Origin of the sequence: Pannonibacter sp. SL95 (assembly GCF_026672425.1) — a bacterium.
Lineage (GTDB): Bacteria > Pseudomonadota > Alphaproteobacteria > Rhizobiales > Stappiaceae > Pannonibacter.
The window spans coordinates 275608-297912 of sequence record NZ_JAPPRC010000006.1; the positions used below are offsets into that span (position 1 = coordinate 275608).

Below are 22305 nucleotides of genomic sequence, written 5' to 3' on the forward strand. Positions count from 1 at the left end.
CTTTAACGGACAAACTCGGATCACGTTATGTGCGTGAGGGAAAAGGGAGAGGGAGATGGTCGGGATCGCCATGCCGGCACCGGACCGGCACGTGCTGGAGCGCCGGGACAATATCGTCGCCGCGCTGAAGGCCATCGTGCCGGGTGAGGGGGTCATCGACGCCCTGACCGAAATGCGCCCCTACGAGACCGATGCGCTGACTGCCTACCGGCAGATGCCGCTGGTCGTGGTGCTGCCGGAGACGGTGGACCAGGTCTCCCGGATCCTGCGCTATTGCTATGAGAACGACGTCAAGGTGGTGCCGCGCGGTGCGGGTACCTCGCTGTCCGGCGGTGCGCTGCCGCTGGCCGATGGCGTGCTGATGTCGATGATGAAGTTCAACCGCATCCTCGACGTCGACTTCCCCAACCGCGCCGTGATCGCCCAGCCCGGCGTCACCAATCTCGGCATCACCCGCGCGGTGGAGCATGAGGGCTTCTATTACGCGCCGGACCCGTCGTCGCAGATCGCCTGTTCCATCGGTGGCAACATCGCGGAGAACTCCGGCGGTGTGCATTGCCTGAAATACGGCCTGACCACCAACAACGTGCTGGGCCTGGAAATGGTGCTGATCACCGGCGAGGTGATCCGCCTCGGCGGCAAGCACATGGAGGCCGAGGGCTATGACCTCCTCGCGCTGATGACCGGCTCGGAAGGCCTGCTCGGCGTCGTCACGGAAGTGACCGTGCGCATCCTGCAGAAGCCGGAGACCGCGCGGGCGGCGCTGGTCGGCTTCCCGACTTCCGAGGATGGTGGGCGCTGTGTTGCGGACATCATCGCCGCCGGCATCATTCCCGGCGGCATGGAGATGATGGACGGCCCGGCAATCCAGGCCGCCGAGGACTATGTCAACGCCGGCTATCCGCGCGATGCCGAGGCGCTGCTGATCGTCGAGCTGGACGGGCCGGAAGCGGAGGTGGACTTCCTGCTGGCCCGGGTCGAGGAGATCGCCCGCGCCAACCGCGCCGGTTATCTGCGCGTCTCGACCAGCGAGGAAGAGCGGCTGGTGTTCTGGGCCGGGCGCAAGTCGGCCTTCCCGGCGGTGGGGCGCATCTCGCCGGACTATCTCTGCATGGACGGGACCATTCCGCGCCGAGAGCTGCCGCGCGTGCTGGCCGGCATGCGCGAGCTCTCCGTCAAGCACGGCCTGCGCTGCGCCAACGTGTTCCACGCCGGCGATGGCAACCTGCATCCGCTGATCCTCTATGACGCCAACAAGCCCGGCGAACTGGAGGCGGCGGAAGCCTTCGGCGCCGACATCCTGCGGCTCTGCGTGGCGGTCGGCGGGGTGCTGACCGGCGAGCATGGCGTGGGCATCGAGAAGCGCGACCTGATGCCGGAAATGTTCTCCGAGGACGACCTGAAGCAGCAGCAACGGGTGAAATGTGCCTTTGACGACAAGCACCTGCTCAATCCTGGCAAGGTCTTCCCGGTGCTGCACCGCTGCGCCGACCTCGGGATGATGCATGTCCACAAGGGCCAGCTCGCCTTCCCCGACATCCCGCGCTTCTGATCGGACCCGACGCGATGACCCATTCCGCCCTCACGCCCACCACCGCCGAAGAAACGCGCGACTTCCTGGCCTATGCCGCCGCCGAGGAGTTGCCCGTCGAGATCCTCGGCCAGGGCTCCAAACGTGCGCTGGGCCGGCCGGTGCAGACCGCCCATGTGCTGGACCTGTCGCGCCTGTCCGGCGTCGAGGTCTACGAGCCGGCCGAACTGGTTCTGACGGCCAAGGCCGGCACGCCGATGGCCGAGATCGAGGCGCTGGTGGCCGGGGCCGGGCAGGAGCTTTCCTTCGAGCCGATGGATTTCGGGCCGCTCCTCGGCGAGGCAGCCGGCAAGGGCACGCTCGGCGGGCTGATCGGCACCAATCTCGCCGGGCCGCGCCGCATCAAGGCGGGCGCTGCGCGTGACCATATCCTCGGGCTCGACGCGGTTTCGGGCCACGGCGAGATTTTCCGCTCCGGCGGCCGTGTGGTGAAGAACGTCACCGGCTACGACCTGCCGCGCGCCCTGACCGGGGCCTATGGCACGCTGGCGGTGTCGACGCTGATCACGCTGAAGGTCAACCCGCGCGCCGAGACCTCGGCGAGCCTGGCGCTGAACGGGCTCTCCGATGCGGCCGCCGTTGCCGCCATGTGTGCTGCCATGGGCTCTTCTGCGGAAGTCTCGGCGGCCGCGCATCTGCCGGAAGGCATCTGCCAACGGCTTGGTGTTGCGGGCGAGGACCGGCCGGGGCCCGTGACGCTGCTGCGCCTCGAAGGCTTCGGCCCATCGGTCGAGTACCGCTTTGCCAATCTGGCGCGGCGGCTGGCCGAGTTTGGTCCGGCGGAACGGATCGGCGATGCCGCCTCGAAGGCGCTCTGGCAGGCCGTGCGCGACGTGATCCCCTTTGCCGGCAGCCGCAATCCGGTGTGGCGCGTTTCCGTGCCGCCCGGCCTCCGGTGCCGAACTGATGCAGCGCTTGCGCAGCCTCATGCCGGTGGAAGGCTTCTACGACTGGAGCGGCGGGCTGTTGTGGCTGCAGATGCTGGACGGCGAGGTGCATGATGTGCCGCTGCGCGCGGCCATCGCCGATCACGGCGGCGGGCACGCGACCCTGATCCGGGCGAGCGCGGCGACCCGGGCCGCCGTGCCGGTGTTCCAGCCCCAGCCTGCCCCGCTGGCCGCGCTGAGCCATGCGGCTGAAGGCGCAGTTCGACCCGAAAGGCATTCTCAATCCGGGCCGCATGGTCGCCGACGCCTGAGCGCGCCGCCCTCCGCCCGACCCCGAGCCCTCACCGCAAGGTTGACCGATGCAGACGAATTTCACGCCCGAACAGCTTGCCGATCCGCATGTGGCCGATGCGGAGAAGATCCTGCGCAAATGCGTCCATTGCGGCTTCTGCACGGCGACCTGTCCGACCTTCGCGCTGCTGGGCGACGAGCTCGACAGCCCGCGCGGGCGCATCTACCTCATCAAGGACATGCTGGAGAACAACCGGCCGGCGGACGAGAAGGTGGTGAAGCACATCGACCGCTGCCTGTCGTGCCTGTCCTGCATGACCACGTGCCCGTCGGGGGTGCATTACATGCATCTTGTCGACCATGCCCGCGCGCATATCGAGAAGACCTACCGCCGGCCGCTGACCGACCGGCTGATCCGGTCGCTGCTGGCGGCCGTGCTGCCCCATCCGGGGCGCTTCCGGCTGGCGCTGGTCGGCGCCTTTGCGGCGCGGCCCTTCGCCGGGCTGATGAAAAGCTTCGGCGGGCCCTTTGCCAAGCTGGGCGCGATGCTGGATCTGGCGCCGGCACGCGCACCCGGCCGGGCCCAGTTCGAGGGACCGGCGGCCTTCGCGCCGTCAGCCCCGAAACGCGGCCGGGTGGCGCTGCTCACCGGTTGCGCCCAGCCTGTGCTGGCCCCGTCGATCAACGACGCGACGATCCGCCTTTTGACGCGGGCAGGCTATGAAGTCGTGCTGCCCAAGGGCGAGACCTGCTGCGGCGCGCTGGTGCATCACATGGGCCGCGAGGAGGCAGCCCTTGCGAACGCAAGGCAGAATGTCGCCGCCTGGACGCGCGAGCTGGAGGCCGGCGGGCTGGAGGCGATCCTGATCACCGCCTCGGGCTGCGGCACCACGATCAAGGATTACGGCTACATGCTGAACCATGACGCTGCGTGGGCCGAAAAAGCCGCCCGGGTGTCGGGCCTTGCCAGGGACATCACCGAGTTCCTGGCAACGCTGGACCTCGGGGCGCCCGTGCGGCCCGGCAACATGACCGTTGCCTATCATTCGGCCTGCTCGATGCAGCACGGCCAGAAGATCACGCGCCAGCCGAAGGAACTGCTCAAGGCCGCCGGCTTCACGGTGAAGGATGTGCCGGAAGGGCATTTGTGCTGCGGCTCGGCCGGCACCTACAACATCCTGCAGCCCGAGATCGCGTCGCGTCTCCGGGACCGCAAGGTCGCCAACATCGAGAAGACGAAACCGGACCTGATTGCGGCCGGCAACATCGGCTGCATGACGCAGATCGGCAAGGGCACCGGCATTCCCGTCATCCACATGGCCGAACTGCTCGACTGGGCCTACGGCGGCCCGGAACCGGAAGGCTTCGAGCGGCTGCAGCGGCAGCCGGTGCACTGACCGGCTGGCAGTGGGTTTTGTCGGTTAACCCGCCGTCCCCAGCTGCACGGGGATGCGGTCGGGCTGGGGCGGGACGGGCTTGCCGGCGAGGCGCAGGGTGCGTTCCAGGAGGGTCTCGTAGATCGGCCGGCCGCCAAGCGCGGCGGCGGTGAGGCTGGCGCAGGCGGCGGTGACGAGAACCGGCAGCACGAGGCCATAGGCGCCGGTCAGTTCAAGGACAAGCACCACGCCGACCAGCGGCGCGCGGACCGAGGCGGCAAACAGCCCGGCCATGGCGGCAATCGCGGTCGCGCGGGCAAGGCCCTCGACGTCCGGCAGCAGGACCTCGGCTGCCGTGCCGAAGGCAAGACCGGCCGCCACCGCGATGGACAGCATCGGCGCGAAGATGCCGCCGGGAACGCCGGTGCCGTAGCACAGGATCGCGGCGGTGAAGCGCAGCGCCATCAGCGCCAGCAGGAAACCGAGCGGCGCGGCCTCATGGGCGAGCAGCTGGACGACCGCCTCGCCGCCGCCGCTGCCCTCGGGAAACAGCTGCAGCATCGCCCCCATCGCCGCACCAACGACGAGCGCCAGCAGCCACCAGAAGCGCTGCGGCAGGCGCAGCGGCGCATCAAGCGCCAGCACCACGGCCCGGTTGAAGCTGAGCCCCAGCAGCCCCACCGCGCCGCCGAGCAGGGCGAAGACGGGCAGCAGCAGCGGCGACAGGCCCGGGCTGGCGAGGGGCAGGCTGACGGTCTGGCCGAGCAGCGCCTCGGCAATGGCGGCGCTGCCAATGCTGGCGAGGATCACGGCCATGTAGGTGTGGGCGCGATAGGGGACCTGGCGCCGGGTCTCCTCGATGACAAACAGGATCGCGGCCAGCGGGGCGAGAAAGGCGGCGGCAAGGCCAGCCGCGGCGCCGGCGGCAAGCAAGCCGCGTTTTTCCTCCTGGCCAAGACGGCCGACCCGGAGACAAGCTGCATCAGGGCGGCGCCCATGTGGATCGTCGGTCCCTCGCGGCCCAGCACCATGCCGGAGCCGAGCGCCAGCACACCGCCGAAAAACTTGACCAGAAGCACCCGCAGCGGCCGGAGCTCTCGTTCGCCCTCCAGCACGCCTTCGATCTCCTGGATGCCGCTGCCGGCAGCCTCCGGGGCAAAGCGCAGAACCAGCGCGCGCGCTGCCACCGCAAGGGCAGCCGTGGCCGCCATCGCCAGCAGAACGGCGGTCACGGGCGAGGGCGCCAGCGTGCGCAGATCGGCATAGGCAGTGGCGAGCGCCTGCACGGCCAGATGAAACCCGGTGCCCAGCAGCCCGACCAGAAGACCGCCGGCCAGCGCCAGCAGCAGATAGCCGGCAGGAACGGCCTGAAGCTGAGAAGCAAAGGGCGCCGGGTTGGGCTTCTCGATGGGCGTCTCGGTCATGCTTCAGCAGCCTCGTCTGGCGTTAAGGGGCATTGCGCCGGGCGTTGCGCGGCCGGTTGTCCGGACTGTATGGTCTGGGCAACGCAGGCAGAAGGAACGCGCAAGATGTCGGCCGAAGGCCACAGCACGGCAATCGTCAGCCTTGGAATATCCTGCCAGAGCTCGCGGCAGATACGCACCCACGCGGAGGAGATCGGCCATCAGCTTGGCGAGGACATCCAGCCGGCGCGGCATTTCTTCGATGGGCTGATTGCCCCGGTGCCGGGGGTGGCCAGGCTGTTCGAGGACGGCTTTCCGCTGTTTGGGCCCGGTGACATCCGCATGGGGCCGCATCATCCCGTCTGGCATCCCTATGACATCCATTTCCTGCATCACTTCCGCGACGAGGCCGGGACGGTGGACATCGCCGGCCGCATGGCCGATGAACTGTCCCGCTTCGGCCACATGCGGGGCAAGCTGCAGCGGCTTGCCCGCTACGAGCGGCTGGTGTTCGTGCTCTCCAACAGCCAGAACAACCTGACCATGGTGCAGGAGGAGACCGGCCTCACCGACCTGCATTTCGAGGCCGGCGCCGTCGGGCGTCTGCGCCATGCGGTCGAGCATTACCTCGGCCGGCCTTGCGAGTTCATCCTGGTGAGCCTGGACGGCCGGCATGCGGACAACCTCGCCGACGAGGTGCATGTGCTCAGCCCCGATGACAGCGAATGGACCGGCGACAAGGGCCAGTGGCGCGCCCTGCTGCTTGAACGGCTGGCGGAGGACCGCCAGCCGGACTGATCAAAGCCGGATTGATCCCGCCCGGAATGATCATCGTCGGGCGATGATCACATCACGATGACCTTGGTGCCGACGCCAACGCGCTCGTAGAGGTCAGTGACGTCCTCGTTGCGCATGCGGATGCAGCCGGAAGATACGGCATGACCGATCGACCAGGGTTCGTTGGAGCCATGGATGCGGTAAAGGGTCGAGCCGAGATACATGGCGCGGGCGCCGAGGGGATTGTTCGGGCCGCCGGCCATGTAGGTGGGCAGGCCCGGGCGGCGCTTGCGCATTTCAGCCGGCGGACGCCAGTCCGGCCACTCGGCCTTGCGGGTGATCTTGTGGCTGCCGGCCCATTCGAAGCCCGGCTTGCCGACGCCGACGCCATAGCGGCGCGCGACCCCGTTCTGCTCCACCAGGTAGAGGTAGCGGGCGTTGGTGTCGATGATGATGGTGCCCGGCTTGTGCGGGCCGGTGTAGTCGACCACCGCCGGAAGGAACTCCGGCGCGACCTGGCGGCGGACGGCGGCGGCGGCCTGCTGGCTGCCAGCGCTGGCAAGCTGGACGGGGGCCTGGGCGACCGGCTCACCCACGACCATGGGCGCGCGGCTCGGCTGGCCCTCGGGGCGCAGCTGCAGCAGCCAGGGTTCGGCAAGGTTCGGGCTCAGGACGAGAGGGGGGGGATTGATGCCCCGGCTGCCTTCCGCCAGGACCTGCGGCACGGGCAGGCCGATCAGGGCCGCCAGCGCCAGGCACACACTCCGCTTCATCACTGATACTCCTCAACGCCAGAACGAACATCGGACCGGCCGGACGGGCAAAAGCTTTCCGGCATCGTTCAAACTTTAAGGAACTTGGTGAAGGAGAATGGTGAATCGGCTCGTAAAAGATCTGGTTAACTCGCGTAAAGGTTACCGCTTCGTATCCTTCGAGTTTACTGTTGCTGCGATGAAGACGCTGCCCCGCACAGCTTTACTGGACCCGGTGTTTTGCGTCACGGGCGATCAGTGGCAGCAGCGGTTCCAGTTCGCTGCGGTCCATGCCCGGGCGGACACGCGGGTCGTAAAGCATGTTGAGCAGGATCTGGTCAAAGGCCGTAAAGCGGCTGTGCCGCGAAGTGTCGTTGAACACCGAATGGGTGAGCTTCGGGTCATCATTCATCGGTCCGAGACCTTGCAGGATCTCCTCGACCAGGCAGCGGCGGAACAGGAACTCGCCCTCGTCCGAAACGATGACTGCGGATGACCCGGTAATGCCCTTGCGGCCGGATTCCACCCGCACAAGGCAACGGCCGGGCGCGTCTGCTTCCTGGTCGCCGTAGATCTCACGCCGGACAACATTGAGATAATCGGCCCGGTCAACGACATAGATGTTGAAGTTCGCCTCGGTTCCAGCCTCGGCGAGGCGGGCATCCAGTGTGGGGATCTTGCGTGGCAGCTCGGCAAGGAAGGCCTCGACGGCGGGCGCACGGTTGCGTGAGGCCAGATTGTGGATCCGGAAGCGCACCGGCTTCACGTATTTCTTGACGAGATAGGGCTGCCAGCTCCAGGCGCGATACTCGAGCCCGAAGACGGTGTTGGTGAAGCCCTCGATCAGTTCCTCGGCGGTAAAGCTCTCCGGCCCGGCCCGCGCCGGTACGCTTACCAGCAGGCAGACCGCGACCAGCATGGAGACAGTTGGATTGGGCAGCATAGCGAGGGACTGAAGACCCAAAGGTTCATGGCCGGTTGCCCGCCATCCGGGCTTGCCTGCGCAAATGTACCCAATGCGGTAACGACTTGGAAAGCAAATCTTCTTGTTCAGGACTTCGCCGGACAGGCTGTTGCAGCAGCTCTCCCGAGGGAACATTTCCTTAAACATCGACAGATATAAATCGTGAAAAGAGGATGGATTATCTGCGCGAGCGGTGACGGTAACAGCGGGAGTTGGCATGGCTGCGGTCAAGCGTGTTTTCCGGGCGGAAAGCCTGTTTCGCGAAGCGGCAGGAGCTCAGGGCCTACCCGAGCGCAGCGAAGAGCAGCGCCATCGCGAGCTGATGGCCGAAATGGCCTCGCTGCGGGCGCTGATGAAAGGCGCCCCCGACCCCAAGGAAATGAGCGAACACGTGTTGCAGGAGTTCCGGCGTGAACTTGGCGAAGCCGCCAAGCTCAAGAAGGAACTCGATGCCATGTACGAAGCGATCCTGATGACCAAGAAGGAAATCGCGGCGCTGCATCACACCACTGGCTCCGAGGGGCCGGAAATGACCCGCGTCACCAACGAGCTGGACGCGATCGTCATCGGCACGGAAGGGGCGACCGAAGCCATCCTGTCCGCGTCCGAGTTCATTGACGAGACTGCCAATACCCTGTCCGCACGGCTGAGCGGCCAGGACCGCGACATGGCCAACGACATCCAGGAACGCGTCATCCAGATCTTCGAGGCCTGCAACTTCCAGGATCTCACCGGTCAGCGCATCTCCAAGGTGGTCGGCGCGCTGCGCTTCGTTGAAGAGCGCATCATCGACATGATGAACATCTGGGGCGGCATCGAGGCCTTCAAGGAAATCGAGTTCAAGATGCGCGAGAGCAACTCGGAAGGCGATGCGGCGCTGCTCAACGGCCCGTCGCTCAAGTCCGACACGGATACGGTCAGCCAGGACGACATCGACGCCCTGTTTGCCTGAGTGGCTCTACGCGCGGAATTCGGAAAGGCCGGCTTGTCCGGCCTTTTTTGTTGTTCGGCTGATTTCGACGAGCGAAAGTCTTGCTCCGTGTCACTCCGGGCGAGCAACGCGAGGCCCGGAGCCTACTCATTCGCAGAGCGCTCATTTCATTCGGTTCACTCTGATCGAATGCTGCCAGGCCTCGCGTTTTTCAAAGGCTCTGCAAGCGAGTAGGCCCCGGCTCTGCGCTGCGCTTGGCCGTGGTGGACGCCGGTGACTTGCTTGCATGCCCAGTGCCTATGCCCCCCCACACAAGAAAATCTCCCACGCCCTCGCTCCCCCGCCGTCCGGGCCTTTTCTGTTGTTCGATTGCTGGTTTGGTGATAGGAACAAATTAAGAACATGTCGAGGTGATGATGAACGCGCCGATGGACGAAACACTGCCGGCCGGCCTGATGTGCGGCGCTGACGGAGAGGTTCGCTGCTGGTGGCAGCAGGGGCTCGACGACTATGCCCACTACCATGACCGGGAGTGGGGCCGTCCGGTGACGGATGATACGCGGCTGTTCGAGAAGATCTGTCTTGAAGGCTTTCAGTCGGGCTTGTCCTGGCTGACCATCCTGCGCAAGCGCGAGAATTTCCGCGCGGCCTTTGCCGGGTTCGACATCGACCAGGTGGCCGCCTTTACTGAGGCTGATATCGAGCGCTGCGTGGCGGATGCCGGCATTGTGCGGCACCGGGGCAAGATCGTCTCGACCATCAACAACGCCCGGCGTGCACAGGAACTGCGTTCTGAGTTCGGCACGCTGGCGGCCTATTTCTGGGCGCATGAACCCGGCCCGGCAGACCGGCCCGAAGTGTGCGACCACGCCACGCTGAGCAAGATGGCGACGTCCCCGGCGAGCCTTGCCATCTCGAAGGATCTGAAGAAGCGCGGCTGGACCTTTGTCGGCCCGACGACTGTCTATGCCTTCATGCAGGCCATGGGCCTTGTCAATGACCACCTTGAGGGCTGCTGCGTCCGGGCCGAGATCGAGGCGGTCCGGGCAAAGTTCGCCCGTCCGAAACGCGGATAAAAAAGTCCGCGCCCTTTTTGCAAACGGCGCGGACAGTTCGTGGAGTGCATCCCTTCGGATGCTTGGCAGTCTGACCCAGGGGATCGTCAGGCTGCCTGGATCTCGCCGATGAACTTTGTCACCTGCGTGCTGAGGCGGCCGCTGCGATCGGCGAGCGCGCGGGCGGTCGACAGCACTTGTGTGGTGGCGGCGCTGTTTGTCTCTGCTGCCTCATTGAGGCTGGCGATGTTGCGGGAGACTTCGGTCGTCCCTTGTGCCGCTTCGGTGATGTTGCGGCTGATTTCATCGGTTGTCGTGTTCTGCTCCTCGGCAGCTGCCGCAACGCCAGAGGAAATGTCATTCAGGTCGGCGATGATGTTGGCGATCAGTTCGATCACGGGCACCGTGTTCTGAACTTCGGACTGCATCTTGCCGATCTGGCCGGTGATCTCTTCGGTTGCCTTTGCAGTCTGGTTGGCAAGCGACTTGACCTCGTTGGCAACCACGGCGAAGCCCTTGCCGGCCTCACCGGCGCGGGCGGCCTCGATGGTGGCATTCAGCGCCAGCAGATTGGTCTGTTCGGCGATGCTGCGGATGAGGTCGATGATCTCGCCGATGGCTTCGGCGCCGGTCTGCAGCGACGAAACGCGGGACGTTGCCGATGTCACGTGCTCCTTCGCCGTCGCAGCCAGTTTCGAGGTCTTGACGATCTGGGCGCTGACTTCCCGGATGGACGATGACATCTCTTCCGTGGCACCTGCGACCATCTGCACATTGGCCGAGGCCTGTGTGGCGGCAGATGCGATCGTGCCGCTCTGCGACGCTGTTTCCTCGGCCGTGCTGGCCATGGACTGAGCGGTCGCCTCCAGCTCGGTTGCAGAGGAATTCAACACGGTCAGAGCCTGATCGACATCTTCCTGGAAGCGGAACGTCAGCTGGCGGATCTGTTCGGCGCGTTCAGCCTTGCGGGATGCTTCGGCGACCTGTTCCTGCATCATGTTCTGACGTTCGGAGGCGTTGGTCTTGAACACTTCCATGGCCTTGGCAATGGACCCGACTTCGTCGGTCTGGTCGGCATAGTCGACCTTGAATTCGAACTCACCCTTGGCAAGGCGCTGCAGGCCGTCGACCATGACGGTCAAGGGGCGAACGATGAAGCGACGTGAGACAAAGAAACCTGCAACCAGACCGGCTCCAATGCCAATGACAGCGACGGCGATCAACAAGAAGCCGGAACTGCTGGCCATGTCGCCCGCTTCTTCGGAGCGGCGATTGCCAGTGGCTTCAGAGAAATCGACATAACGCAGCAGCGCTGTCGCGATCTTGTCGGCGAGTTCGCGTGAGGTTGCGACTTCGGTCAGGATTGCCTGCTGATCCGCGGTCAACGTTGTGTTCGAACTGCGCTCCGCCACATCAAGCGCACGGGCCATGCGCGGCGTGTATTCGTCGAACAGCTCCTGGATTTCGATCAGCATCCCGCGCTGCTCGCCTTCGGCGTTTGCAACGGCGGCGGCAATGCGTTCGCGGAAGGAGGCCTGGGTCGCCTCGATATCGCGGCGAATGGCGGCAGCTTGACCGGGATCGGCCGCAAGCCGGTATTCGGCGCGGCTGAGGGTCAGAATGTTCTGGTTCATTTGGGCGCCGAGTTTGACGTCAGAGGCCGTCCGGTTGATTGCTCCCGCTGCTGTATTCAAATGGTCAAGCGAGACGTAGCCAATACCGGAGTTGATGAGCGAGATGATGCTCAAGAGAAAGACAACCGACATGACCTTGCCGGAGACCGAGATATTACGCATGAACATTGTTCGTGCCTCCAGAGCGTAGTTGCGGAGGGTGATCAGGAAAAAGATTCTTGATATACGGAGATCATCAGCGGTCAAAATTGACCGAATGTTAAAAAGTTATAGAATTATTAACAGAGTTAACTTGAACATAAAGGCATTCCGTTTGGGAAGCTAAATCCTGCTAACCATACCGTCCAAAATACTGACGAAGCCTGTGATCCAAAACGGAATTAGCAGTTTCCGCGCTGCACCTACCGCGCCGCGGGAGGCAGGCACGAAACGAAAAACGCCACCGTGTCACAGCGACACGGCGGCGTTTACCTGCAGGCAGAATGTCTCAGCCGTTCACTTTTTCCGCAAGCGGGTCGAACAGACGGTTGGTGGCGCGGAAGATGTAGTCGGGCTTCTCGACGCTGACCGCGGTGGCGCCATGGGCGATCAGCATCTGGGCGCAATCGGGGGCGAGATCGCGCGGGCAGAGCAGGCTGAGGACGCCGCTATCGGCGGCAAGGCCGTAGATCAGCTCGGCGCCCATCGGCAGGATGTCCTTCACCGCGCCGCGGGTGTCGGGGACATGGGCGCGGACGAGCCGGCTGCCCCGGGCGGTTTCTTCGGCCGCGACCCGGTCGAGGATGGTGCGGGCGGCGGACAGCGCCTCGCCGCTCCAGTCGGCCTTCAGCGAGGCAACGAGATGCGCCTGGCTTTTCAGGATCACGCCATCGGCGAGGATTTTCAGCGCATTGGCTTCGAGCGTTGACCCGGTCGTGGTGATGTCGACGATCAGCTCGGCAGAGCCGGCCGCCGGCGCGCCCTCGGTTGCCCCGGCGCTTTCGACGATCCAGTAATCGGCAATGCCGTGACGGGCGAAGAAGGCGCGGGTGAGGTTGACGTATTTCGTGGCGACGCGCATGCGCCGGCCATGGCGGTTGCGGAAGTCGGAGGCGACATCGCCAAGATCCGCCATGGTCTCCACGTCGATCCAGGCCTTCGGCACGGCGACGACCACATCGGCCGGGCCGAAGCCGAGCGGGGTGACGACATGGACGAGCTTGTCCGGCGTCGCGATGCTTTCATGCACCAAGTCCAGACCGGTGATGCCGAAATGGATGCTGCCGGCGGCCAGCTCCCGGGCGATCTCGGAGGCGGACAGGAAAGCGATCTCGACGCTGTCGAGCCCCTTGATGGCGCCGCGATAATTGCGGTCACCGCCGGGCTGGACGATCTTCAGGCCGGCACCGGCGAAGAACTCGGAGGTGTTTTCCTGCAGGCGGCCCTTGGAGGGAATGCCAATGATGAGCCGGGTCATGCGCGGGCCTCCAGCACAGCGGTGAGACGGTCAAGCCAGAGCGAGAAACCGACGGCGGGAACCTCGTCATTTGCGCCAAGGAGACGCAGCAGCCGGTCGTAGCGGCCGCCGCCCAGAAGCGTGCCCGCGTTCGCAGCGCCGGGGGCGCTCACCTCGAAGACGAAGCCGGTGTAATAGTCGAGCCGGCGGCCGAAATCGGCAGCGAAGCGGATCTGGGTAAGGTCTAGGCCATGGCTCACCATGGCTGCCGTGCGGGCGCGGAAGGCCGCAAGCGGGGCGGCAAGATCAAGGCCATGGCGGGTCGCAAAGGCTTCGAGCGCGTCTGCGCTCTCGTCTGGGCGACCCGTGATCGCAAGGTACTCGCTGAGGATGCTGGCAGCCGTCTTGTGCGTGCCTGCGCCGCTGGCAAGCGCGGCCTGTTCCAGGAAGCGTTCGGCGATCTCGCTGGCGGTGCGGCCGCCCACGGCGGAAATGCCGGCAATGGACAGGAGATCGGCAACGACTTCCTGCGCGGCATCGGGATTGGCACCCTCCAGCGCGGCGAGGAAGCCGAGGCGGGCGTCGCGGCGCTGGTCGGACGGGGCACCTGCGCCGCTCATGCGGGTGATCGCTGCGGTCAGGCGTTCGCCTTCGCCAAAGAGATCGCGCAGGCGGCGCTGCCAGACGACCGGCAGATCAAGCCCGGCCAGAACGGCGGAAAACAGGGTCTCGTCGCCAATCCGCACCACGGGATGCTCAAGGCCGAGATCGGCCAGAACGGAAAGGGCGAGCGCCAGCATGGCGGCATCGGCGTCTTCCCGGTCGGCGCGGCCGAGGCTTTCAGCGCCCACCTGCGGGATCTCGCCCAGCTCGCCCGGCCGCTGGCGGAACACGGACCCGGCGTAACAGTAATCATCACGCCGGTAGGCCGGCTCGCTTTCGAGGTGCTGGCGGCAGACCGGGATGGTGAAATCCGGGCGCAGGCATAGCTCGCGCCCGTCGGCGCCGCTGGTCAGGAACAGACGACGGCGGATGTCCTCGCCGGTCAGGTCCAGGAACACGTCTGCCGGCTGCAGGATCGGCGGGTCGATGCGGGTGTGCCCGGAAGTTTCCAGCCGGGCAAGGGCCTTGCTTGCGAGCGCGGCGGGCGAAAGATCAGGTCTCGACATGTCCGGGTCGTCCCCTTCAGGCGTTGGCCAGCTTGCCGCGCGAGCGGTCCTCGGCCTGCGCGGCCAGCATCTTGCGCACGGTCTCGACCAGGTCGGTCTCGCGCACGGTCTCCTGCGCCGGGCGGCTTTCGCGCCATGTTACATTGTCGGTTATTTCACCTGAAAGACGCTTGCCCTCGATGAGGTCCTTGATCTGGATCTCGCCGTTGGCACGCTCCTCCGAACCCTGGATGATGGCCAGCGGGCAGCCGCGCTTGTCGGCGTATTTCAGCTGGTTGCCGAATTTCTTCCAGTTGCCCTGGTACATCTCGGCGCGGATACCGGCGGCGCGCAGCTGCTGCGTCATGGCCTGATACTTCGCAAGGGCGGCCACATCGCCGTCCATCACGGTGACCAGCACCGGCTCCAGCACTTCGGCCACATCGAGCTTGCCGAGGTTCTTCAGCGCGCTCATCAGGCGCGAAACGCCGATGGAGAAGCCGGTTGCCGGAACGTCGCGGCCGGTGAAGCGCTTGACGAGACCGTCATAACGGCCACCGCCACCGACGGAGCCGAACTGGACGACCTCACCCTTCTCGTTGGTGACCGGGAAGGTCAGCTCGGCCTCGTAGACCGGGCCGGTGTAATATTCGAGGCCGCGGACAACGGCTGGCGATATGAAAACGCGGTCAGTATAGCCAGCTGCGATAATCAAACTCGCGATTGTGTCGAGTTCATCAAAGCCTTGATTTGCAGTCTCATTATCACCGCAGATTGCCTTGATGCAATCGAGGGTCTCTTTTGCACTGTCTCGCGTGGCTTTTAGTAGCTCGACAACACGCGCGATACGCGGGGCGTCAAGTCCGGCACCTGCAGTGAAATCACCGCTGTCGTCCTTCCTGCCCGCTCCGAGAAGCAGCTCGACACCTTCGATTCCGAATTTGTCATACTTGTCCATGGCGCGCAGGACGGTCAGACGGCGTTCGGCGTTTTCATTACCGCCTAGGCCAATGATCTCCATCACACCGTCAAGCAGTTTGCGATTATTCACGCGAATAACGTACTTGCCCTTGAGGCCAAGCGCGTCGAGCGTGTCGGCGAACATCATACACATCTCGGCATCTGCGGCAGCGCCGGGCGCGCCGACGCTGTCGGCGTCGAACTGCATGAACTGGCGGAAACGGCCGGGGCCGGGCTTCTCGTTTCGGAACACCCAGCCGGCTCGGTAGCTGCGGAAGGGCAGCTGGATCTCGTTGATGTGCTCGGCGACGTGACGCGCCAGCGGCGCGGTCAGGTCATAGCGCAGGCTCATCCACTGCTCGTCGTCGTCCTGCACCGAGAACACGCCGGCATTCGGGCGGTCGGTGTCGGGCAGGAACTTGCCGAGGCAGTCGGTGTATTCGAAGGCCGGCGTCTCGATCGGCTCGAAGCCGTAGAGCTCGTAGACGCCCTTGATCTTCGCGAGCATATGCTCGCTGGCACGGATCTCCTCAGCCGACCGGTCGACAAAGCCGCGCGGCAGCCGCGCCTTGAGTTTCTGGGACTTCGGATTGGACATGGGGATCACGGTACTTTGAGGAAAGATCAATGCCTCCGCTGTCCCCGACCGGGGACAGCAGGCAGGTGTTTCCTAGACGAAACAAGGGGGGCGGGCAAGGCCGGGTGCTGTCGCGTCAGCCTGCGGGAGGCCGTCGCTGTTCCTCAGCCGTTGTCACGATCGAGCGTATCGAACACCGTCTCGATGGCTTTCAGCTGATTGCTCTGGAAAGCACGGCCAGCGGCGAACCAGTCATCAAGGATCGAACCGGCCGGCGGCGCAGCCGGGGTTTCCGTGTCCGGTTCGGGCGTCGGCGCAGCCGCAGGCTTTTGCGCCGGCCGCTGGGTTGCCTGAGGCGACGAGGGCGAGCTGGCGGACGGGGCAGCGGGAGACGCCTTGTCGCCAAGGCCGAGGAAGCTGGTCCAGAAGGACTGCACCGCACCGGCATAGCCTGCCATCATCGCGGCGGGGGTCGGCACGGGCTTGGGCCGGCCACGGGCATAGCCGGCCATGAAGGCATCGAACAGGTCGCGGGCCTGTCCATGCAGATAGGGACGGGCAACCTGTCCCATGGCAAGGGTCGCTGCGACCGGCATCAGGGCCGTGATCGCGTCCTGCTGCACGCCGGTGAGGCGGGCGACCTGATCGGCGATCGCCTGCTGCACCGGAGCTGGACCAAAGAACCAGTTGGTCGGCGCTGGCGCTGTGCCAAAGGAGAACGGATCGGCTTGCGTTGGGCTTTGCACCGACATTGGCATCGGCATCTGCCCAGCCTGTCCCTTCAGCAGGCCGAGGAAGCCCTGAAGGCCATCCGGCGCTGCGGTGGTGTGGCGCAGGCCGGTGAAGGCGGCCGGCAGCAGGGCACCCATGGCGCGGGTGACATCCGCGTCGGCAAGACCAAACTGCTGCCGCATGGTTGCGACAACACCTGCCGGGTCAAAGGAGGAAAACAGTCCGCTCGGGTCGCTCATGCTGCCTCACACCGGAATCGCATTGTTCCACATGATCAGCCTTCGCGCCCGTGCGGTCAAATGTCCTCTCTGATCAATACGCATAGTCCTGATAGGCGCGGCGGACATCACCGCCCCAGGCGCCATGATAGCGCTCCAGCATCTGGTCGGCCGGCGACTGGCCAAGGGCGAGGGCTTCTTCCAGCGAGGCAAGATGCACCCGCTCGTCCTGGCCGCCATCATTGAGGCGGGCCCGGCGCTTGAGGCCTTCGCGCGACAGGGCCAGCATCTCGCGGGCGAGATCCAGCACGGTCCCGCTGCGGAATGGGGTCTGCAGGCCGTGGATCGGCACGTCATTGCGCAGGGCGAGGCGTTCGGCCTCGGTCCAGCCTTTCACCATCTGCCAGGCGTCTTCCAGGATGCCCTCGTCATAGAGCAGGCCCACCCACAGGGCGGGCAGGGCGCAGATCCGGCGCCAGGGGCCGCCGTCTGCTCCGCGCATCTCCAGATACTTCTTCAGGCGGACATCCGGGAACAGCGTCGACAGGTGGTTGTTCCAGTCGCCGATGGTCGGCAGGCCGTCGGGCAGCTTGTCCTTCAGCGCACCGTTCATGAACTGGCGGAAGGTGGTGGTGGTCGCCTCGAAGTAGGTGTCGCCGCGCTTGACGAAATACATCGGCACGTCGATGGCCCAGTTTACATAGGCCTCGAAGCCGAAGTCCTCGTGGAAGGCAAAGGGGATCGGGCCGGAGCGCTGGTTGTCCGTGTCCTTCCAGATCTCGGCGCGGAAGGACTTGAAGCCGTTCGGCTTGCCTTCGGTGAAGGGCGAGTTGGCGAAGATGGCGGTGGCGACCGGCTGCAGCGCCAGACTGACGCGCATCTTCTTGACCATGTCCGCCTCATCGGCGAAGTCGAGGTTCACCTGGATCGTCGAGGTCCGGTACATCATGTCGAGGCCAAGCGAGCCAACTTTCGGCATGTAGCCCGACATGATGGCATAGCGCGACTTCGGCATGACCGGGACATCCGACCGGCTCCAGGTCGGGGTGAAGCCGAGGCCAAGGAAGCCGATGCCCAGGGGCTCGGCAATCTCGTTGACCTGCGCCAGATGCGCGTTGGTCTCGCGGCAGGTCTGGTGCAGGTTGTCGAGCGGCGCGCCGGACAGCTCGAACTGCCCGCCCGGTTCGATGGAAATGGCGCCGCCCGCGACCGGGTCGGCGAGGCCGATGATGTGCCCCTTGTCGGAGATGCGCTCCCAGCCGAGGAGGCCTTCCATGCCTTTCAGCAGGGCCTCGATGCCGCGCGGGCCAGCATAGGGAACCGGCGACAGGTCGGCCTTGTAGAAGGCGAATTTCTCATGCTCGGTGCCCAGGCGGAACTGGTCCTTGGGCTTGGAGCCCGAGGCAAGATGGTCAGCCAGTTCCCTGACACTGGTGATCGGCGTCGAATCGATGGTGTCGCGAGCCATGGGGGCGTCTCCGGCAGCGGGTTGGGGCGGCACAATAGCGGTGCCCCGGCCCTTGAACAAACACGTAGTTTCACAAATGCGCGATCAGTTTCGCGGACGGCATGTTGCGGGCGCGTGCCCGGTTGGCCGCGTCCTGCGGCCGATGGGTCATTTCCAGTCGCCAAGCACCGCCTGCACCACGGCAAAGGCGGCAACGGCGGCCGTGTCGGCGCGCAAGACGCGCGGTCCGAGCGGGATCGGCGTGACGAAGGGCTGGCGGCGCAGCAAGGCGCGCTCGTCCTCCGAGAAACCGCCTTCCGGCCCGATCAGCAGCGCCAGCGGACGGGCGCCATCGGCCTTCAAGGCCTCAAGCGGGCCGAGCGGATTCTGGCTTGCCTCGCCCTCGTCGCAGAAGATCAGCTGGCGGGAGGCATTGTCCTTGTCCCAGCTGCCGATGACGTCGGCAAGCTGGCGCGGTTCGCGCACCTCGGCCAGCTGCAGGATGCCGCATTGTTCGGCCGCCTCGATGACGTTGGCGCTCATCCGCTCGGTGTTCACCCGCGTCGCCTGGGTGTGGCGCGTGAGGACCGGCGACAGACGCGAGGCCCCCATCTCCACGGCCTTCTGCACCATGTAGTCGAGGCGTGCGTGTTTCAGCGGGGCAAAGAGATAGTCGAAGTCGCTCGCCGCCGGTTGCGGCCGGGTCTGTTCGGCGGGAACGAGTGCACAGGTCTTGCGCGTCGGCGTCTCGACCTTCGCCCGCCATTCCCCGTCGCGTCCGTTGAACAGCAGCACCTCGTCGCCCGCGCCGAGCCGCAGCACGTTGAGAAGGTAGTTGCTCTGGTCCTTGCTGGCCTCGACAGCGCTGTCGCCTGCAAGGGGCGCGTCCACGAAGAGACGCTGCATGCGGAATTCATAACGGGGCATGGCAGGTCGCAGGGGTCGTTGGAAGGAAAGGGCAGGTGCCAGATGTAGTTCCGCCGCCCGTCAGGTCAACGGGCGGCGGACAGGGATCAGGCCTTGGCCGGGTCAGCTTCGGTTGCCGTGTGACCGCCATGGGCAGCATGTCCGGAGGGGGCAGTTTCGCCCTCATCCTCGTCATGCTTGCGGTCGGCGTGGCCGATGTACATGTAGAACATCGGCACCACGAACAGCGTGAACAGCGTGCCCACCGACATGCCGGTGCAGATCACCAGACCGATCGAGTAGCGCGCCGCCGCACCTGCGCCGTCGGCAATCACCAGCGGAATGACGCCCAGCACCATGGCACCGGTGGTCATCAGGATCGGACGCAGGCGTTCACGTGCAGCCTCGACAATCGCCTCGCCCTTGCTCATGCCATGCAACTCGCGCTGGGCATTGGCGAATTCGACCATGAGAATGCCGTGCTTGGTGATGAGACCCACCAGCGTGATCATGCCGACCTGGGTGTAGATGTTCAGCGTGCCGGCCCCCAGGAACAGGGGGACGATGGCGCCGAAGATCGACAGCGGCACCGACATCATGATGATGAAGGGGTCGCGGAAGCTTTCGAACTGTGCCGCAAGCACCAGGTAGATGACGACGACGGCGAGGGCGAAGGCGACCAGGATGGTGTTGCCTTCCTTGACCTCGAGGCGCGACTGGCCGGCGTAGTCCTCGAAGAAGCCTTCCGGCATTTCTTCGCCCGCGATCCGCTGCAGGGTGGCCAGCGCCGTGCCCGTGGTCACGCCCGGCATCGGCAGGGCCGACAGGGTCGCGGAGTAGAGCTGGTTGAACTGGTCCACCGAGGTCGCGGTCGCGTCCGTCTTGATCGTCACCACCGAGGACAGCGGCACCATGGCCCCGCCATTGGCGCGGACATAGAGCTCGCCGAGGAGTTCCGGGTTCATGCGGAAGTCCTTGGAGACCTGCGGGATGATGTCATAGGCGCGGCCGTCACGGTCGAACTTGGACACCGAGGCACCACCGACCATGAGGTTCAGCGTCTGGCCGATGGCGGAGACGGGAACACCCAGCGCGGCAGCGCGGTTGCGGTCGATCAGGACCGTGGTGCGCGGCTTGTCGAAGGACGCCGAGTTCTGGACCACGATGAACTGGCCGGAGGCCATCGCCTTCTGGCGCACGCTTTCAGCCACTTCATAGACCTGCTCGGCCGAGCCGGTGGTCTGCAGCACGAACTGCACCGGCAGGCCGCCGCCGGAGCCCGGCAGTGACGGCGGAGCAAACACGAAGGCCTTCACGCCGGCTGACCGGTTCAGGCCCGCCTGCACCATCTGCTGCACTTGCTTCTGGCTGACGTCCCGCTCATCCCAGGGCGTCAGAACCCAGACGGCAAACGCAGAGCTTGTCGCTCCGTTTCCAACGATCTGGAACCTGGCTGCGACGCCGGGCACATCATCCGTTAGGGCGTAGAACTGATTGGTGTAGAGCTGAGTGTAATCGGAGGTGGCGTATTCTGGACCGTTGACGAGCGAGAACAGCGCGCCCCGGTCTTCGTCAGGGGCCAGCTCGGAATTGGTGTTCACGAACATGTAGCCCGTGGTGCCCATGAGCCCGAGCACCAGCACCAGCGTTGCCGGCTTGTAGCGCAGCGACGACTGGAGCCGCCGGCCGTACCAGTTGGCAAGGCCGTTGAAGATCTTGTCGATGAAGCTCTGGAACTTCGTCGGCTCGGCAGACAGCAGCCGGGCCGACATCATCGGCGACAGGGTCACCGCGACAAAGCCCGAGATGAACACCGCACCGGCCAGCGTGAAGGCGAACTCCCGGAACAGGGAGCCGGTCAGGCCCGAGGCAAAGCCGATCGGGGCATAGACCGCGCCGAGCGTGATGGTCATGGCAATCACCGGCCCGAAGATTTCCTTCATGCCGATGATGGCCGCCTGCAGCGGCTTAAGACCTTCCTCGAGATGGCGATGGATGTTCTCCACCACCACGATGGCATCGTCCACCACCAGACCGATCGCCAGAACCATGGCGAGGAGCGTCAAGGTGTTGAGCGAGTAATCGAGGCCCCAGAGGAAGAAGCAGACGCCGACAAGCGACAGCGGGATCGTGACGATGGGGATCAGAACCGCCCGGAACGAGCCCAGGAACAGAAGAATCACCAGGATCACGATGACGACGGCTTCAGCGATGGTCTTGAACACTTCCTCGATCGAGGCGCTGATGAACTCGGTCGAATCGTAGACGACGGTCAGCGTCATGCCTTCCGGCAGGTTTTCCTGCAGCTTCGGCAGCGCGTCGCGGACTCCCTGGGCAGTGTCGAGCGGGTTGGCCGACGGCGTCGGCATGATGCCGAGGAAGATGCCGCCCTCCCCGTTGAAGGACACGCGCGTATCGGTGCTCTTGGAGCCCAGTTCCACGCGCGCCACATCGCGCAGACGCACGACGTCGATGCCGTCCGAGCGGACCGGCAGGTCAGCAAAGGCTTCCGGCGACTGCAGCGTCGTCTTGGTTTCGATCTGGTAGGCGACGAACTCGTTCTCGGTCTTGCCTGGCGCGGAGATGAAGTTCGCCTGCTGGATCGCGCTGAGAACTTCGGCAGCGGTGACATTGCGCGAGGCGAGGCGGATCGGATCGATCCAGATGCGCATCGCGAAGGTCTGCTCGCCGAGGATCTGCGCGTCGGCGACTCCCTCGACGATGGACAGTTGCGGCTGGATCACGCGCGAGGAAAACTCGGTGATTTCCTGAGGCGACATCACGTCCGACAGCACGGTCAGATACATGATGGCGAAGGACTGGCCGGTGCCCTTCTGGATCACCGGATCCTCGGCCTCCTGCGGCAGCTTGCTGCGGACCTGCTGCACCTTGGAGATCACCTCGGTGAGCGCCTTGTCCGGGTCCGAGTTCAGCTTCATGTTGACGGTGACCGTCGACATGCCGAGCGAGCTGTTGGACTTCACATAGTCGACGCCTTCCGCCGAGGCGACAGCCTTGGCAATCGGCGTGGTGATGAAGCCCTGGATCAGTTCCGAGCTTGCGCCGACGAAGATCGTGTTCACCGTGATCACGGTTTCCTCGATCTTCGGGTACTGGCGGATCGACATGTTGATGATGCCCTGCGCCCCCATCAGGAGGATCAGCAGGCTCACCACCGTCGACAGCACAGGCCGGCGGATGAAGATTTCAGAGAAATTCAT

General features: G+C 65.1%; 15 protein-coding genes and 2 pseudogenes. 6 read left to right on the forward strand and 11 right to left on the reverse strand.

Features of this window, described 5'->3' with window-relative positions; genetic code table 11:
* Positions 1–55: 55 nt before the first annotated feature.
* The 3 genes and pseudogenes from OVA12_RS18335 to glcF all read left to right on the forward strand — a co-directional run bounded on the left by OVA12_RS18335 (position 56) and on the right by glcF (position 4166).
* Positions 56–1552 carry an FAD-linked oxidase C-terminal domain-containing protein gene (locus OVA12_RS18335; RefSeq protein ID WP_268139855.1) on the forward strand — a complete coding sequence of 499 codons (1497 nt, stop codon included), beginning with the start codon at positions 56–58 and terminating at the stop codon, positions 1550–1552.
* Between the two features lie 14 nt (positions 1553–1566).
* A pseudogene (locus tag OVA12_RS18340) lies at positions 1567–2789 on the forward strand (FAD-binding protein).
* 48 nt (positions 2790–2837) lie between these two features.
* Complete coding sequence (glcF, locus tag OVA12_RS18345; RefSeq protein WP_268139856.1) at positions 2838–4166, forward strand: glycolate oxidase subunit GlcF; 1329 nt, start codon at positions 2838–2840, stop codon at positions 4164–4166.
* A gap of 24 nt (positions 4167–4190) precedes the next feature.
* Here the strand turns inward: glcF and clcA are convergent.
* Positions 4191–5569: pseudogene (gene clcA, locus OVA12_RS24015) on the reverse strand (H(+)/Cl(-) exchange transporter ClcA).
* Between the two features lie 105 nt (positions 5570–5674).
* Between clcA and OVA12_RS18355 the strand changes: the two are divergent.
* Complete coding sequence (locus OVA12_RS18355; RefSeq protein ID WP_268139857.1) at positions 5675–6346, forward strand: hypothetical protein; 672 nt, start codon at positions 5675–5677, stop codon at positions 6344–6346.
* A gap of 47 nt (positions 6347–6393) precedes the next feature.
* Here OVA12_RS18355 and OVA12_RS18360 read toward each other — a convergent pair whose 3' ends face one another.
* Together OVA12_RS18360 and OVA12_RS18365 are read right to left on the reverse strand one after the other, a co-directional pair.
* On the reverse strand, positions 6394–7098 hold the full coding sequence (locus OVA12_RS18360; protein ID WP_268139858.1) for a L,D-transpeptidase: 705 nt from the start codon (positions 7096–7098) through the stop codon (positions 6394–6396).
* Between the two features lie 202 nt (positions 7099–7300).
* Positions 7301–8020 carry a DUF2927 domain-containing protein gene (locus OVA12_RS18365; protein ID WP_268139860.1) on the reverse strand — a complete coding sequence of 240 codons (720 nt, stop codon included), beginning with the start codon at positions 8018–8020 and terminating at the stop codon, positions 7301–7303.
* Positions 8021–8258: 238 nt separating this feature from the next.
* Between OVA12_RS18365 and OVA12_RS18370 the strand changes: the two genes are divergently transcribed.
* Together OVA12_RS18370 and OVA12_RS18375 are read left to right on the forward strand one after the other, a co-directional pair.
* The gene (locus OVA12_RS18370; RefSeq protein ID WP_268139862.1) at positions 8259–8993 is read left to right on the forward strand and encodes a protein phosphatase CheZ; all 735 of its coding nucleotides are present in this window, start codon (positions 8259–8261) and stop codon (positions 8991–8993) included.
* Between the two features lie 395 nt (positions 8994–9388).
* A complete protein-coding gene (locus OVA12_RS18375; protein WP_442793896.1) occupies positions 9389–10048 on the forward strand; it encodes a DNA-3-methyladenine glycosylase I in 660 nt (219 codons plus the stop codon).
* A gap of 86 nt (positions 10049–10134) precedes the next feature.
* Here the strand turns inward: OVA12_RS18375 and OVA12_RS18380 are convergent, their stop codons facing one another.
* The 8 genes from OVA12_RS18380 to OVA12_RS18415 form a co-directional block, all read right to left on the reverse strand.
* Positions 10135–11829 carry a methyl-accepting chemotaxis protein gene (locus OVA12_RS18380; RefSeq protein WP_268139864.1) on the reverse strand — a complete coding sequence of 565 codons (1695 nt, stop codon included), beginning with the start codon at positions 11827–11829 and terminating at the stop codon, positions 10135–10137.
* A gap of 319 nt (positions 11830–12148) precedes the next feature.
* On the reverse strand, positions 12149–13117 hold the full coding sequence (hisG, locus tag OVA12_RS18385; RefSeq protein WP_268139866.1) for an ATP phosphoribosyltransferase: 969 nt from the start codon (positions 13115–13117) through the stop codon (positions 12149–12151).
* Positions 13114–14265 (reverse strand): ATP phosphoribosyltransferase regulatory subunit, encoded by a 1152-nt coding sequence (locus tag OVA12_RS18390; protein WP_268139868.1) that lies wholly within the window; start codon positions 14263–14265, stop codon positions 13114–13116. Before OVA12_RS18390 ends, hisG begins: the two co-directional genes overlap by 4 nt.
* 16 nt (positions 14266–14281) lie before the next feature.
* Complete coding sequence (gene hisS / locus OVA12_RS18395; RefSeq protein ID WP_268139870.1) at positions 14282–15802, reverse strand: histidine--tRNA ligase; 1521 nt, start codon at positions 15800–15802, stop codon at positions 14282–14284.
* A gap of 143 nt (positions 15803–15945) precedes the next feature.
* Positions 15946–16752: a DUF937 domain-containing protein gene (locus OVA12_RS18400; protein ID WP_268139872.1), complete on the reverse strand. Its 807-nt coding sequence runs from the start codon at positions 16750–16752 to the stop codon at positions 15946–15948.
* 73 nt (positions 16753–16825) lie between these two features.
* Complete coding sequence (locus tag OVA12_RS18405) at positions 16826–18199, reverse strand: glutamate--cysteine ligase (protein ID WP_106752164.1); 1374 nt, start codon at positions 18197–18199, stop codon at positions 16826–16828.
* A 147-nt stretch (positions 18200–18346) separates the two neighbouring features.
* Positions 18347–19105, reverse strand: coding sequence for a 16S rRNA (uracil(1498)-N(3))-methyltransferase (locus OVA12_RS18410; RefSeq protein ID WP_268139875.1), 759 nt, complete (start codon positions 19103–19105; stop codon positions 18347–18349).
* Between the two features lie 86 nt (positions 19106–19191).
* The gene (locus tag OVA12_RS18415; RefSeq protein WP_268139876.1) at positions 19192–22305 is read right to left on the reverse strand and encodes an efflux RND transporter permease subunit; all 3114 of its coding nucleotides are present in this window, start codon (positions 22303–22305) and stop codon (positions 19192–19194) included.

Bases quoted from the DNA above. Each gene is read 5' to 3' on its own strand.
- OVA12_RS18335 (WP_268139855.1), top strand. From the start codon at position 56: ATGGTCGGGATCGCCATGCCGGCACCGGACCGGCACGTGCTGGAGCGC.
- glcF (WP_268139856.1), top strand. From the start codon at position 2,838: ATGCAGACGAATTTCACGCCCGAACAGCTTGCCGATCCGCATGTGGCC.
- OVA12_RS18355 (WP_268139857.1), top strand. From the start codon at position 5,675: ATGTCGGCCGAAGGCCACAGCACGGCAATCGTCAGCCTTGGAATATCC.
- OVA12_RS18360 (WP_268139858.1), bottom strand. From the start codon at position 7,098: ATGAAGCGGAGTGTGTGCCTGGCGCTGGCGGCCCTGATCGGCCTGCCC.
- OVA12_RS18365 (WP_268139860.1), bottom strand. From the start codon at position 8,020: ATGCTGCCCAATCCAACTGTCTCCATGCTGGTCGCGGTCTGCCTGCTG.
- OVA12_RS18370 (WP_268139862.1), top strand. From the start codon at position 8,259: ATGGCTGCGGTCAAGCGTGTTTTCCGGGCGGAAAGCCTGTTTCGCGAA.
- OVA12_RS18375 (WP_442793896.1), top strand. From the start codon at position 9,389: ATGAACGCGCCGATGGACGAAACACTGCCGGCCGGCCTGATGTGCGGC.
- OVA12_RS18380 (WP_268139864.1), bottom strand. From the start codon at position 11,829: ATGTTCATGCGTAATATCTCGGTCTCCGGCAAGGTCATGTCGGTTGTC.
- hisG (WP_268139866.1), bottom strand. From the start codon at position 13,117: ATGACCCGGCTCATCATTGGCATTCCCTCCAAGGGCCGCCTGCAGGAA.
- OVA12_RS18390 (WP_268139868.1), bottom strand. From the start codon at position 14,265: ATGTCGAGACCTGATCTTTCGCCCGCCGCGCTCGCAAGCAAGGCCCTT.
- hisS (WP_268139870.1), bottom strand. From the start codon at position 15,802: ATGTCCAATCCGAAGTCCCAGAAACTCAAGGCGCGGCTGCCGCGCGGC.
- OVA12_RS18400 (WP_268139872.1), bottom strand. From the start codon at position 16,752: ATGAGCGACCCGAGCGGACTGTTTTCCTCCTTTGACCCGGCAGGTGTT.
- OVA12_RS18405 (WP_106752164.1), bottom strand. From the start codon at position 18,199: ATGGCTCGCGACACCATCGATTCGACGCCGATCACCAGTGTCAGGGAA.
- OVA12_RS18410 (WP_268139875.1), bottom strand. From the start codon at position 19,105: ATGCCCCGTTATGAATTCCGCATGCAGCGTCTCTTCGTGGACGCGCCC.
- OVA12_RS18415 (WP_268139876.1), bottom strand. From the start codon at position 22,305: ATGAATTTCTCTGAAATCTTCATCCGCCGGCCTGTGCTGTCGACGGTG.